We start from the raw sequence: 13,165 nt of genomic DNA, 5'->3' as shown, positions 1-13,165 counted from the left end.
CGGCCCATCCCGAGGGGATTTATGGGCGGTAAGTGACCCCGCGTTGCTTGGAGCCGGAAGTGCTAGCCGAAGTACTTCGGCAGGGTCGCCTCGTGGGCTTCGCGGAGTGCGTCCAGGCCCAGGGTGTCGACGCCGTTGATCTCCAGCTTGCCGCTCTCCGCGTCCACGACGCCGATCCGGACGTGCTCGAAGCCGCGGGCGGTGCACATGTCCTTGAACCGGATTTCCTCCGAGCGGGGCACTGCCACAATGGCGCGGGCCTGGGACTCGGAGAAGAGCGCGGTGAACAGGTCCACGCCGTCGCGGTCCATCACGTCCTGCAGCGAAATGCGGGCACCGACGCCGTAGCGCAGCGCGGACTCGACGAGGGCCGCCGCGAGGCCGCCTTCGGAGAGGTCGTGCGCGGAGTCGACCATGCCGTCGCGTGAGGCGTTGATCAGGATTTCACCGAGCTCGCGTTCCGCGGCGAGGTCCACCTTGGGCGGCAGGCCGCCCAGGTGTCCGCGCAGGTTGGACCATTCCGAGCCGTCCAGTTCCGCCGCCGTCGTGCCCAGCAGGTAGATGGCCTGGCCGTCCTCGCGCCAGCCCGAGGGCGTGCGGCGGGCGACGTCGTCCAGCTTGCCGAGCACGGCGACCACCGGGGAGGGGTGGATCGGCACGCTTCCGGTCTGGTTGTAGAGCGAGACGTTGCCGCCGGTGACCGGGATGCCGAGCACCATGCAGGCGTCGGACAGGCCGCGGATGGCCTCGGCGAGCTGCCACATGACGTCGGGATCCTCGGGGGAGCCGAAGTTCAGGCAGTCGCTGACGGCCATCGGCACGGCGCCGGAGGTGGCCACGTTGCGGTACGCCTCGGCGAGGGCCAGCTGCGCGCCGTGGTACGGATCGAGGTAGGTGTAGCGGCCGTTGGCGTCGGTGGCCAGGGCCACGCCCAGGCCGGTTTCCTCGTCCACCCGCACCACGCCGGCGTCGTCCGGGAACGCCATGGCGGTGTTGCCGCCGACGTAGCGGTCGTACTGGTCGGTGATCCAGGACTTGGAGCACATGTTCGGCGAGGCGACGAGCTCGGTGACCGCGGCGGCCAGTTCCGCCGGGGCGGCGGGGCGGCCGGTGTCCTGCACGGAGCCGGTGAAGGCGTCGGCCTGGACGGCGTCCTGCCACTCCGGGCGGGCGTACGGGCGGTCGTAGACCGGACCGTCGTGGGCCACGGTGCGCGGGTCGACGTCGACAATCACTTCGCCGTCCCAGGTAATGATCAGGCGGCCGGTGTCGGTTACCTCGCCCAGCCATGAGTACTCCACGGCCCACTTGTCCATGACCGCTTCGAACGCGGCGATGTTCTCCGGGGTGACCACGGCCATCATGCGTTCCTGCGACTCGGACATCAGGATCTCGCCCGGCGTCAGCGTGGGGTCGCGCAGCAGCACGGAGGTCAGCTCGACCTCCATGCCGCCGTCGCCGTTGGAGGCGAGCTCGGACGTGGCGCAGGAAATGCCGGCCGCACCCAGGTCCTGGATGCCCTCAACCAGGGATCCCTTGAAGAGTTCCAGGCAGCATTCGATCAGGACCTTCTCGGCGAAGGGGTCGCCCACCTGCACGGCGGGGCGTTTGGAGGGCTTGGTGTCATCGAAGGACTCCGAGGCCAGCACCGAAGCGCCGCCGATCCCGTCGCCGCCGGTGCGGGCACCGAACAGCACCACCTTGTTGCCCTTGCCGGAGGCGTTGGCGAGGCGGATGTCCTCGTGCCGCATGACGCCGACGGCGAGGGCGTTGACCAGCGGGTTGCCCTGGTAGACGGAGTCGAAGACCATTTCGCCGCCGATGTTCGGCAGGCCCAGGGAGTTGCCGTAGCCGCCGATGCCGGCCACGGCGCCGTGCATGACGCGGGCGGTGTCCGGGTGGTCGATGGCGCCGAAGCGCAGCGGATCCATCACTGCCACCGGGCGGGCGCCCATCGAGATGATGTCGCGGACAATTCCGCCGATGCCGGTCGCGGCACCCTGGTAGGGCTCCACGAACGACGGCGAGTTGTGCGACTCGATCTTGAACGTCACGGCCCAGCCGTCGCCCAGGTTGGTGACACCGGCGTTCTCGCCGATGCCCACGAGCATGTCCTTCTTCATCTCCTCCGTCACCTTTTCGCCGAACTGGCGCAGGTGGTTCTTGGAAGACTTGTAGGAGCAGTGCTCGCTCCACATCACGGAGTACATGGCCAGCTCGGCGCCGGTCGGGCGCCGTCCGAGGACCTTGACGACCTCGTCGAACTCGTTCTGCTTCAGGCCCAGCTCGGCCCAGGGGAGCTCGGTGTCCGGGGTCCGGGCCGCGTTCTCCACGGTGTCGATGTTGAACTTCTTGGCGGTCTCCGCGGGCGCCGCCACTGCGGGTGTCTCCGTCATTTGTTGTCTCCCACGATCTTGTTCAGGACAGAGGTGAAGAAGCCGAGGCCCTCGGTGCCCGAGCCTTCTTCCGGGCCGAAGCCGGCTTCGACGGCGTGCTCGGGGTGCGGCATCAGGCCCACGACGTTCCCGGCGGCGTTGGAGATGCCGGCGATGTCGCGGCGGGAGCCGTTCGGGTTCCAGCCGACGTAACGGAACACCACGCGGCCCTCCGCCTCAAGCGCGTCGAGCGTCTTCTCGTCCGCGATGTACTGCCCGTCCTGGTTCTTCAGCGGCACCGTGATTTCCTGGCCTAGAGCGTAGTCGCGGGTCCAGTCGGTCGTGTTGTTTTCGACCCGCAGGACCTGGTCCCGGCAGAGAAACTTCAGGTGGTCGTTCTTGATCATCGACCCGGGCAAAAGGTGCGACTCGGTGAGGATCTGGAAGCCGTTGCAGATGCCGAGGACCGGCAGCCTGGCGTCCGAGTTGGCGGCATCGATGACCTTGGCCATCAGCGGCGCGAAGCGGGAGATGGCACCGGCGCGGAGGTAGTCGCCGTAGGAGAAACCGCCGGGGATGACGACGGCGTCGACGTCGCCCAGGCTGGTGTCCGCGTGCCAGAGGGCCACCGGGGTGGCGCCGGCCAGGCGCACCGCGCGGGCGGCGTCGCGGTCATCGAGCGTGCCCGGGAAGGTGACGACGCCGATCTTGGCACCGGCGAGCTGGGGGTGAGCGGCGACGGCCACGGCCTCACCGATCAGGGGAAGTTCAGTCATCTCAGGCCTCGACGACCTCGACGTTGACGACGTCCTCAATGACCGGGTTGGAGAGCAGGGTTTCCGCGGCGTTCCGGGCCTGGGCCAGGATCTCCTCGGTCACCTCGCCGTCGACGGTCAGTTCGAAGCGCTTGCCCTGGCGGACAGAGCTGAAAGCGGTGAAGCCCAGGCGGGGCAGTGCACCCACGATGGCCTTCCCCTGCGGGTCGAGAATCTCGGGCTTGGGCATGACGTCGACAACGATCCGGGGCATCCGGCAACTCCTGTGCGTGAGCATTGGGTAAGGGCGCAGCGGAGTAGTGCCGTCTCACGCCGATCCGCTGTGTGGTGAGGACAACGGTGTTTAACAACAACATGGAACGGGCGCTCCGCGAGCTTGCACGGCCATTCTACCGGGCGGCGTGCATCACGGCGCATTCGTGACCGGGCGGTGCTCCCGGCGGCCCGGGTCTGGGGCGGCTATGGTCTCTGCAGGGTGCGCTCAGTAGGATGAGCCCCATGGCTGAGAAATCGAAATCCGTGTTGCTTCCTGTGATGGCCGCCGCCGTCTTCGCGGGCCTTGGCAGGATGGTGTTGCAGAAGATCAAGGCGGACCGGGCAGCCAGGTCCAGCAATGTGGCCGGCCCCCTTGATGACAAGACGAGGGCCTGGATCAGCGAGGTTGTCCGAACGCCCCGCCAGTAGCCAGCCGGTGCGGCCGGGGCCCAGCAGCCCCCATTAATTTCCCGTTTAAAGCCGAGGCGGCGTCGCCGCCCCGGCTTTGCCATGCCCCGGGAACGCGTCGATTGTCGAGTGATGTGACTAATTTCGATTAGTCACCTGTGGTCTATGTCATATTCAGCTCTCAGTCTGTACTGTATGAATCGGCTGGTATCCGCTGGGGGCGAGAGTCACCTCCTGATCCCGCACCCGAACCAGCCGTCGTCCCCGGCAATGGCGCCGGGACCGTTCCTTCTGAAAGGTTCCAATCACTCGTGAAATCACCAGGAAAGAGCTTCCTTCGAAGCGGGGGACTCCGGAGGGCCGCGGCACTGACCCTGGGCTTGCCGGTTCTCCTTTCAACAGTCGCCATTGCGCCCGCCACCGCGGCGCCGGCCCAAGGATCCGGCGTCGCCGGAATCGCGCAGAAGAATCTGGACCCCGCCAACTACCGGGATGGTCGGTACATCGTCGTGCTGGCTGAGAAACCGGCGGCCACGTACGACGGCGGGACGGCGGGTTTGGCGCCGACCAAGCCGCAGCAAGGCAAGAAGCTGGACACAAAGAAACCGGCCGTCCGGCAGTACGAAGCCCACCTCGAGAAGAAGCAGGCCGAAGTCGCCGGGAAGCAGAACGTCGCGATCAAGCGCCAGTTCACCGCGGCAGTCAACGGCTTTAGTGCGAACCTGACCTCAGACCAAGCAATCAAGCTGGCGAAGAACCCGGACGTGCTGGTGGTTGCACCTGACACCGAGAACGCTCCTGACTACTCCAGCACCGATTTCCTCAAGCTCAGCGGTGCCAATGGCACCTGGAACACCAAGTTCGGCGGCCAGGCGGCGGCCGGCAAGGGCGTCGTCGTCGGTGTTATCGACACCGGTTACACGCCGGGCAGCGCCTTCTTCGCCGGCGACCAGGTCAAGCCGCTCGTCGGCAGCCCGGTGGTCGGTGTGCCGTACCGCACTGAAGACGGCAAGATCGCCATGCTCAAGGCCGATGGAGACACCTTCGTTGGCGAGTGCCAGAAGGGCACCGAAACCGGAGCGGACTTTGACGGCTCGGCCTGCAACTCCAAGGTGCTCGCGGCGCACTACTTTGCCGACGATTTCACGAGCTATGTCAAGCCCGAGAACCGCTCTCCGCTGGAGAAGCTCTCCCCGGTCGACGTCGCCAGCCACGGCACGCACACGGCCAGCACCGCCGCGGGCAACGCCAATGTGGAGACGTTCGTTGACGGCCGCAGCTTCGGCCTGACCAGCGGCATGGCTCCGGCTGCCAAGCTGTCTATCTACAAGGTCTGCTGGGAAGACACGGATCCGAATACCGGCGGCTGCTATTCCTCGGCATCCGTGGCGGCCATCGATCAGGCAATTCAGGACGGCGTCGACGTGCTGAACTACTCGATCTCGGGCTCCACGACCACCACCACCGACCCGGTGTCCATGGCCTTCCTGTCTGCCGCATCGGCGGGTATCTTCGTCTCCGCCTCGGCTGGCAACTCCGGTCCAACCGCGAGCACGGTCAACCATGGCGCTCCGTGGCTGACCACGGTTGCCGCAAGCAGCTTCTCCCAGGAATTGCAGGGCACCGTCGAGTTCTCTGACGGCACCAAGTTCCGCGGCGCCAGCATCATGAACCGCGAGGTCAAGGACGCGGGTGTCGTGCTGGCAGCCAATGCGGCCGCCACCGCCGGGGACGCCAATGCGGCACTGTGCGGACCCGACACCCTGGACCCTGCCAAGGTCGCCGGAAAGGTTGTGGTCTGTGACCGCGGCGTCTTTGACCGCGTTGCCAAGAGCGCGGAGGTCAAGCGCGGCGGCGGCGTCGGCATGATCCTGGTGAACCTGAGCAACTCCTCACTCGATACGGACAAGCACTCCGTTCCGACCGTCCACGTGAACCCGCCGGCCACCGAGGCCATCAAGGCCAAGGTGGCCGCGAACCCGGCCATCAAGGTGTCCCTGATCAACAAGGACACCACCGGGCTTCCGCTTGAGGCGCAGCCGCAGATTGCCGGCTTCTCCTCCCGCGGCCCGCTGCTCGCCACCGGTTCAGACCTGCTGAAGCCGGACGTTGCTGCTCCCGGTGTTGCCGTACTGGCCGGCGTTTCGCCGATCGGCACTGGCGGGGACAACTTCGGCTTCATGTCCGGAACGTCCATGGCTGCACCGCACGTAGCGGGATTCGGCGCGCTGATCCTCGGCAAGAATCCGAAGTGGTCACCGGCCATGGTCAAGTCTGCGATGATGACCACCGCCTCCGACGTCAAGCTTGCCAATGGAAGCAAGGACCCGGACGTCTTCGCGACGGGTGCAGGCCAAGTCGATCCGGCCCGCGTCCTGGATCCGGGCCTCGTCTATGACGCCAATGACGAGGACTACCTGAAGTTCATCCAGGGCACCGGCGTCGACCTCGGCATGCCGGGTCTCGGCGTGACCAAGCCGCGGGATATGAATGTACCGTCCTTCGCGCTGGGCAACCTCACAGGCAAGATCGAGGTCACCCGCACGCTGACCGCACTGACCCCGGGCACCTACCGCGTCAAGGTCGATGTGCCCGGCGTCAAGGTGACCGTTACGCCGTCCATCCTGACCTTCGGCTACGCCGGCGACAAGAAGACCTTCAAGGTCTCGTTCGAAAACCAAAACGCGGCCCTGGGCAAGTTCGCCATGGGCACGCTGACGTGGCAGGGTGCAAACAAGAACGTCGCGTCCCCGGTTGCTGTCCGCCCCCAGGCGGTCGTGGCGGCCAGCGATGTGGCCTTCTCCTCCGAGGGTGGCACCGGCTCCGGCGCCATCAAGGTGGTCTCCGGCAGCAACAGCCCGATCAACATGACCCTCGACGGGCTGTCGAAGGCCGATTCGTCTGCCATCGAGCTGGTGCCCGGCGATGCGATTCTCGGGGCCAATGATGCAGCGAACTTCGGAAAGTCGGTTCAGGTCCCTGCCGGTGCACCGTTGGCCAAGTTCTCCGCCCTGTCCTCGGATCCGAATGCGGACTTCGATATGTACGTCGTGACCCCGGCCAATCAGCTGGTTCAGGTCGCAACGTCCTCGGCGAGTGAGTCCCTGTCCATCCCCAATCCGGCTCCGGGAACTTACCGGATCTTCGTCAACCTCTACGCCAGCCCCAACGGCCAGGCTACGAAAGCAAGCGTCGATGCGGCCGTCCTTGGCGCCAATGTCGGCAATGCGACTCTGACCCCGAACCCGCTGCGGCTCGCGAACGGAACGTCCGGCCAGGTCACCATGAACTGGAAGGGGCTGGCAGTTGGCTCCTACATTGGACGCGTGACCTACGCAGGCGCCAGTGAGCCGACATTTGTCAGCGTGCTGGTGACCCCGGCCGGCGCCGTAGTGGTTCCGCCGACTTCGGAGGACCAGGACAGCAACGACGGCCCCGGGGAGAGCACGGACCAGGGTAAGCACAACGGCAAGGATCACAAGGACAAGAAGGAGAAGGGCAAGAAGGTGAAGAAGGAGAAGGGCAAGATCCAGAATGCGGAGCTGTCCAAGGCTCCGAACAACGCCATCTAGGCGACTGAACACCAAGTAACAGCGATGGTCGGCGGTTTTCACCGCCGGCCATCGCTGTTTCACTGTGTTCTGACGTGCCTCCGTGTTTAGGCGGCGTCGCCTCAGATGGCCCCGGTTGATCCCGCTGTGCCGCCCAGCAGTGGCGCCATGGCACGCCAGCGGGCAATTTCGCAACCGTCGGTACGGCTGAATTCGCTACGAACGTCGCGGCCCAGGTAGCGTCCGGTGACCACGGCCACCTGCGGGCCGCCGTACTGCTGGGTGCACAGCCGCGGCGGGCCGGGGAGGGGGAAGAAGATTTCCTCGCCGTGCTGGCGGAGGGCCTCGAGTGCCGCGGCAGGATCCGGCAGGGTGGATGCGGCGGAGGCCCCGCCGTCGTCGGCGACCAGGCGGAAACTGACCTCCGGCGCCCCGGGCGCCTCCGTCAGCGTGATTGTGAGGTCGACGTCGTGCGGGCTGTCCGCTCCGTGGGTGGCCGTCATGGGCGTCCTTCCTGGGCCGCGGGAAGCGGGGGAGCCGCGACGGCGGCGGCCTCCAGCAGCGGCGTGAGTTCCTGCAACAGCCGTCGGCGCAGTTCCTGCGAGGCGTCGGCGAAGGCCCGCTGGTGCTCCACGTATTCGGCTTTGCCATCCGGGGTTTCGATCCGGATCGGCGGGTAACCCCATTCGCTCAGTTCGTAGGGGGAGGCCTGCATGTCCATTGCGCGGATCCGCCAGGAGAGTTCGAAGCAGTCCATGACCAGCTCGCTGGGCAGCGCGGGCGCCAGTTTGTAGGCCCACTTGTACAGGTCCATGTTGGCGTGCAGGCAGCCGGGCTGTTCCATGGTCCGTTGGTTCTCGCGGCTCGGCTTCAGGGTGTTCAGCGGCACCGCGTCAGGGGTGTAGAAGCGGAACGCGTCGAAATGCGAGCACCTGATCCGGTTGTCCTCGACCACCCGGTCCGTCTGCTCGGAACCGAGCCGCAGCTTCAGGTACTCGTGCCGCAGTTCGAATTTGTCCTGCCGGTAGACCATGGCCCACTCGTGCAGCCCGAAGCAGCCGAACTGCGCCGGCCGGGCGGCCGTCCCCGCCAGGATGATGCCGGCAAACTGCACGGCGTCGCGCCGCTCGCCGAGGAACCGTTCGACGTCCACCGTCACCGCGTCCGTGCCGGGCGCCAGCCCCGCGGCGGCGAGTTCGCCGGCGTCGGGCACACGGTAGTACTTCCAGCCGGAACGCTCCGCTGTCGCCGGCCCGGACAGCACGACGCCGGCGCCCGGGTGCCAGCGCAGCAGCTGGCCAGGTTTTTGGGTGTAGTACGTGAAGAGGAAGTCTTCCACCGGGTGCTTTTGGCCGGCCGACCTCCGGGCGAGGTAGGGATCGGAATAGGTGCGGACGCGCTGCTGGTGGGCGGCTTCGCGCGCCAGCCAGGCGTCCTGCGGAAGGTGCTGCAGTTTAGACAGCCCCTCCGGTTGAGCCAAGGATGTCCTTTGCGGCCTTCCACTGGGCGATCTCGCAACCGTCCCGCAGGCCGAACTTCGACTCGACTGCCTTACCGTCGACGGAACCGGTGACGGTCGCCTGGTCCGGGCCGCCGTACTGCTGGGTGCACGCCTGGTCGGTGGCCCGGGGTGCGGGGCTGAGGAGCGCCGCATTCTTCTTCAGGGCGGCGCAGGCCGCAGCGGCGCTGGGGTGTTTGCTTTCCGCCGCCGGAACGCCGTTCTGGCAGACCAAGGTGTAGTTGACGGCCTTCGCGCTTTCGGAGGGCTTGATCATGATGGCCAACTCGGCGTTGCCCTGCCCGGGTCCGGCGGTAGGGGCCTCGGCCGACGGCGAGGGAGCCGGCGCGGTGGTTTCGGTGTCGGCGGAGGGGGTGCCGCCCGGCGTCGAGGCGGAGGCAGAGGCAGAGGCAGGGCCGGTGGACGAGGCGCTCGGCGCAGGTCCGCCGCCCGGTGAGCAGGCAGCCAGTCCGACGGCCGTCATCAAGATGAGCGCTGTGGGAATCAGGTTCTTGCGCATGGGCTCTTCTCCTCGGTCTCAGCCCCATTCTAGCGCCGCGGCCGGTCCCGGGCGCGGGGCGGAAGTACCCTAGCTGCGGGTATTGCCGTCCGCCGCCCGGGTGGCGTCGATGAGCCGCATCATGGCGGCATGCAGTTCGCCGACCTGCTCCCGGTCCAGGCCCAGCCGGGCCATCATGGTGCCGGGGACCGCCGTTGCTTGTTCCCTCAGCGCCGCGCCGCGGGGCGTCAGCCGCACGGCGAGGCTGCGCTCGTTGCCCTCGGCCCGTTGCCTGGTGATGTAGCCCGCCGTTTCAAGCCGCCGCAGCAGGGGCGAAATCGTGGCCGGTTCCTGGGCGAGGGCATCGCTGATGTCGCGGACGGTCCGGGGGCTGGATTCCCACAGACAGAGCATCACGAGGTACTGCGGGTGGGTGAGTCCCAGCTTGTCCAGCACCGGTTTGTAGGCGCCGACCACGCTGCGGGACGCGACGGTCAATGCGAAGCAGAGCTGGTGTTCCAGCAGGAGGTCCTCGTCCACGACGGCGGCTGCGGGACTTCCGGGGGTTCCGATGACATCGGTCATCCGGCCTCCTTCAAATAGTTAGTGTGCTAATTATTAGCGTACACTGGTGGAACATCAGGTACGAAGGAGTGGGTAGCGATGGCTAAGGACAACACCGCCCAGCGGTTCATGCGGGCGACCGGAAAGCTGCGGGCCGTCTTTGGCCCGGCCAGCCGAACCTCGCTTGGCCATGAGATGACGGAGCAGAACCGCCAGCTGCTGGCCCAGCGGCAGGCCGAGACCCAGCAGTGGGAGACCCTGCACCGGCCAGACGGCAGCACCTACGTGGTGCCCCGAAACCCCGAGGACAAGTCCCTGCGCTAGGCCGGCCCGGCCCGCGCCGCTGCCTAAGCGGCGGGATCCGACCTTCGCACCGGCGAGGGTTCCCACCGCGCATTTTGCCGCAGTCGGGCGTAAAATGGGCACACTGGCGCCGCCCGCGCCACCGCTGTTCCGAATGGCCCATTAGCAGGAAATGGCCTTTCAGTAGGAGAGGGGGTGGGAAATATGGCACATGCGCTGAGGAAGGCTGCACTGAGCCGGCACCTGCACCCATCGTCCTGGGTGCGATTCCTGTTTGGACCCGCCTCGCGGGGGGATACCACCGCTCCGGTCGTGCACAGGCACGATGATTACGAGCTAGCGTCGGAGACCGATCTCGCCGGCTTCGAAGTGGAAACTGACTCGCAGGGACATCACTACGCCGTCCGCCGGGAAGACCTCCCGAAGGAACAAGTCTGACCCGCGCGGGGGCAGGACGGAAACGAAGAAGGGAGCGGCAGGTGCCGCTCCCTTTCTTATCGGCCGCGAAGCGGTCCGTGGCCTCCAGAAGTCCTAGCGGCCCGTGCCGCCGTAAACCGTGGCCTCGTCCTCGCTGTCCAGGTCGAAGGCCTTGTGGATGGCGCGGACGGCGTCGTCCAGCAGGTCGGCGTGGGTCACCACGGAGATGCGGATTTCCGAGGTTGAGATCATGTTGATGTTGATCCCGGCCTCGGAGAGTGCTGCGAAGAACCGTGCTGAGACGCCAGGGTGCGAGCGCATTCCGGCGCCGATCAGGGACAGCTTGCCGATCTTCTCGTTGTATTCGATGTTCTCGAAGCCGATCTCGGCCTGTGCGGCGCGGAGGGCGGCGAGGGCGTCGGCGCCTTCGACGATCGGCAGCGTGAACGAGATGTCCGTCCGGCCGGTGCCGTGGGTGGAGACGTTCTGGACGATCATGTCGATGTTGGAGTGCGCGTCGGCGATGACCTGGAAGATGGCCGCAGCCTTGCCGGGGATGTCCGGAACGCCGACCACCGTGACCTTGGCTTCGGAACGGTCGTGTGCAACGCCGGAGATGATTGGCTGCTCCAAGGCAACTCCCTCTTGAATCGTGATCTTGTCATCGGCGCTGGGCAGGACCCAGGTGCCTTCGTTCTGGCTGAATGAGGAGCGGACGTGCAGCGGCACCCCGAAGCGGCGCGCGTATTCCACGCAGCGCAGGTGCAGGATCTTGGCGCCGGAGGCCGCGAGTTCCAGCATTTCCTCGCTGGAGATGCGGTCGATCTTCCGGGCGGACGGGACTACGCGCGGGTCCGCGGTATAGATGCCGTCGACATCGGTGAAGATCTCGCAGACATCGGCGTCGAGGGCCGCGGCCAGCGCCACCGCCGTCGTGTCCGAGCCGCCCCGGCCGAGCGTGGTGATCTCGTTCGTGGTGCGGCTCATGCCTTGGAAGCCGGCGACAATCGCGATGTGCCCCTTGTCCAGGGCCGTGCGGATCCGGTGCGGGTCAACGTCTATGATCCGGGCCTTGCCGTGGATGCCGTCGGTGATCATGCCGGCCTGGGAACCCGTGAAGGACTGGGCGGAGGCGCCGTATTTGTTGATGGCCATCGCGAGCAGGGCCATGGAGATGCGCTCACCGGCGGAGAGGAGCATGTCCATTTCCCGGGCCGGGGCGGAGTCGGTCACCTGGGCGGCCAGGTCGAGGAGTTCGTCGGTGGTGTCGCCCATGGCGGAAACAACGACGACGACTTCATCGCCGGCGTTGTGGGCGTCCACCACGCGCCGGGCGACCCGTTTGATACCTTCCGCGTCCGCCACCGAGGAACCGCCGAACTTCTTCACGACGAGGTGCTTGGTGGCGGCAGGAATCGCGGGCAGCTCCTGCGGCTGCGGTCCGGGGTGGACTTCGGTAGTGGGCAAACTCATGCGCGCACCCTCACTGGATCATCGGGGTTCTGGGCGAAGCTACTAAACGGCGCAGCCGAACGGCGCGACAGCTACTTCTGAACCAAGTTTATCGCCGTCGGCGGCCCGGAGTTGAATTGTGACCGAACGCCGGACGGACCGGGGCCGCTGCCGGTGCCCGCTTTTGGTGGACATGCCCGTCGTCCGTCCCGGGGAGAGGACGTGTCCCGCTGCGGCCGTGGACATGCCCGTTCGTGGGCACGGAGGGTGGACATGTTCGTCGGCGGCCTTGGACATGTCCACTCCCGTGCGCGGAGGATGGACATGTGCGTTTGCGGCGTTGGACATGTCCACTCCTGTGTTCGGGGGATGGGCATATGGGCACTATGTCCATTCGCGGCAGGGGCCGTTGGGCATGTCCATCGGCCGTGCCCGCCGTGTTTGCCCCGGCCCCCCTGCGCGCGGTAACTGGTTCAGTCGAGCCGGTCGAGCCGGTCGAGCCGGTAGCGCCAGGACGGAAGCTTCTTGCCCGCAGTGTCCTCGGCCGCGGTGAAATAGCGGTCTTGCCGGAAGCCGAGGCTTTCCAGCAGCCTGCGCGAGGGGAGGTTGGGTTCGTAGACGCCGGCGAAGACAGTCCGGCTTCCACGGGCGGTGAACAACCATTCCACGAGGGCGCCGGCGGCTTCCCTGCCGAGGCCCAGCCCGTGGTGATCCGGGTGCAGGATGTACCCCAGGCTCGCGGCATGGGCAGGGAGCCTGCCGGGCAGCGGGGGAGCCTCTGAGTTCCAGGTCCGGCCGTCTCCAATGACCTCCCCGCTGGCCCGGAGCTGGATGGCCCAGGCGAAACTGAACCACTCCGCGGTGGAAGCCGCCGCAGCGGCCTGCACTTTCCGCGACCGGGCGCTGTTCGCGTCCGGGCTGAGGGCTTCATGGGAGAGATACCGCACGGCATCCGGGTTGCCGCGGAACCGCAGGACGGCGCCGTCGTCGTCGGCGGTCAACGGACGCAGGATCAGGCGCTCGGTGCCGATTGGGGCGGGAGCGCCGCCGTCGGGGGCCACTGGGCC

The 13,165-nt window shown here is 66.9% G+C and carries 13 protein-coding genes; 4 read left to right on the top strand and 9 right to left on the bottom strand.

Features of this window, described 5'->3' with window-relative positions:
* Positions 1-62: 62 nt before the first annotated feature.
* From purL to purS, 3 genes are read right to left on the bottom strand one after another with little or no spacing between them, the layout of a single operon-like run.
* Positions 63-2,396, bottom strand: a complete 2,334-nt coding sequence (purL, locus tag AC1DB8_RS09610) for a phosphoribosylformylglycinamidine synthase subunit PurL (RefSeq protein WP_441417903.1) — start codon at positions 2,394-2,396, stop codon at positions 63-65.
* Positions 2,393-3,151 (bottom strand): phosphoribosylformylglycinamidine synthase subunit PurQ, encoded by a 759-nt coding sequence (gene purQ / locus AC1DB8_RS09605; RefSeq protein ID WP_441417902.1) that lies wholly within the window; start codon positions 3,149-3,151, stop codon positions 2,393-2,395. The genes purL and purQ overlap by 4 nt, the downstream gene beginning before the upstream one ends.
* A 1-nt stretch (position 3,152) precedes the next feature.
* Positions 3,153-3,404 carry a phosphoribosylformylglycinamidine synthase subunit PurS gene (purS, locus tag AC1DB8_RS09600; protein WP_011690410.1) on the bottom strand — a complete coding sequence of 84 codons (252 nt, stop codon included), beginning with the start codon at positions 3,402-3,404 and terminating at the stop codon, positions 3,153-3,155.
* 245 nt (positions 3,405-3,649) lie between these two features.
* Between purS and AC1DB8_RS09595 the strand changes: the two genes are divergently transcribed.
* Both AC1DB8_RS09595 and AC1DB8_RS09590 read left to right on the top strand, forming a co-directional pair.
* On the top strand, positions 3,650-3,835 hold the full coding sequence (locus tag AC1DB8_RS09595) for a hypothetical protein (protein WP_441417901.1): 186 nt from the start codon (positions 3,650-3,652) through the stop codon (positions 3,833-3,835).
* A gap of 290 nt (positions 3,836-4,125) precedes the next feature.
* Positions 4,126-7,386 carry a S8 family serine peptidase gene (locus AC1DB8_RS09590; protein ID WP_476892877.1) on the top strand — a complete coding sequence of 1,087 codons (3,261 nt, stop codon included), beginning with the start codon at positions 4,126-4,128 and terminating at the stop codon, positions 7,384-7,386.
* 101 nt (positions 7,387-7,487) lie between these two features.
* Here the strand turns inward: AC1DB8_RS09590 and AC1DB8_RS09585 are convergent, their stop codons facing one another.
* The 4 genes from AC1DB8_RS09585 to AC1DB8_RS09570 all read right to left on the bottom strand — a co-directional run bounded on the left by AC1DB8_RS09585 (position 7,488) and on the right by AC1DB8_RS09570 (position 9,947).
* Positions 7,488-7,868 carry a serine protease inhibitor gene (locus AC1DB8_RS09585; RefSeq protein WP_441417899.1) on the bottom strand — a complete coding sequence of 127 codons (381 nt, stop codon included), beginning with the start codon at positions 7,866-7,868 and terminating at the stop codon, positions 7,488-7,490.
* A complete protein-coding gene (locus AC1DB8_RS09580) occupies positions 7,865-8,845 on the bottom strand; it encodes a 3-methyladenine DNA glycosylase (protein WP_476892876.1) in 981 nt (326 codons plus the stop codon). The genes AC1DB8_RS09585 and AC1DB8_RS09580 overlap by 4 nt, the downstream gene beginning before the upstream one ends.
* The gene (locus AC1DB8_RS09575; protein ID WP_476892875.1) at positions 8,820-9,383 is read right to left on the bottom strand and encodes an SSI family serine proteinase inhibitor; all 564 of its coding nucleotides are present in this window, start codon (positions 9,381-9,383) and stop codon (positions 8,820-8,822) included. Before AC1DB8_RS09575 ends, AC1DB8_RS09580 begins: the two co-directional genes overlap by 26 nt.
* Positions 9,384-9,452: 69 nt before the next feature.
* On the bottom strand, positions 9,453-9,947 hold the full coding sequence (locus AC1DB8_RS09570; RefSeq protein ID WP_476892874.1) for a MarR family winged helix-turn-helix transcriptional regulator: 495 nt from the start codon (positions 9,945-9,947) through the stop codon (positions 9,453-9,455).
* A 78-nt stretch (positions 9,948-10,025) separates the two neighbouring features.
* Here AC1DB8_RS09570 and AC1DB8_RS09565 point away from each other — a divergent pair, with 78 nt between their 5' ends.
* Both AC1DB8_RS09565 and AC1DB8_RS09560 read left to right on the top strand, forming a co-directional pair.
* Positions 10,026-10,250 (top strand): hypothetical protein, encoded by a 225-nt coding sequence (locus AC1DB8_RS09565; protein WP_175322223.1) that lies wholly within the window; start codon positions 10,026-10,028, stop codon positions 10,248-10,250.
* 183 nt (positions 10,251-10,433) lie between these two features.
* Positions 10,434-10,667 carry a hypothetical protein gene (locus AC1DB8_RS09560; RefSeq protein WP_441418171.1) on the top strand — a complete coding sequence of 78 codons (234 nt, stop codon included), beginning with the start codon at positions 10,434-10,436 and terminating at the stop codon, positions 10,665-10,667.
* Between the two features lie 93 nt (positions 10,668-10,760).
* Here AC1DB8_RS09560 and AC1DB8_RS09555 read toward each other — a convergent pair whose 3' ends face one another.
* Together AC1DB8_RS09555 and AC1DB8_RS09550 are read right to left on the bottom strand one after the other, a co-directional pair.
* Positions 10,761-12,119, bottom strand: coding sequence for an aspartate kinase (locus AC1DB8_RS09555; protein ID WP_175322225.1), 1,359 nt, complete (start codon positions 12,117-12,119; stop codon positions 10,761-10,763).
* 452 nt (positions 12,120-12,571) lie between these two features.
* Positions 12,572-13,159, bottom strand: coding sequence for a GNAT family N-acetyltransferase (locus tag AC1DB8_RS09550; protein ID WP_476892873.1), 588 nt, complete (start codon positions 13,157-13,159; stop codon positions 12,572-12,574).
* Positions 13,160-13,165 lie beyond the last annotated feature (6 nt).

This window comes from Arthrobacter sp. 10N410, from assembly GCF_056394945.1.
Note: the sequence above shows the minus strand (reverse complement) of the source record. Positions and strands in the feature narration are given on the sequence as shown.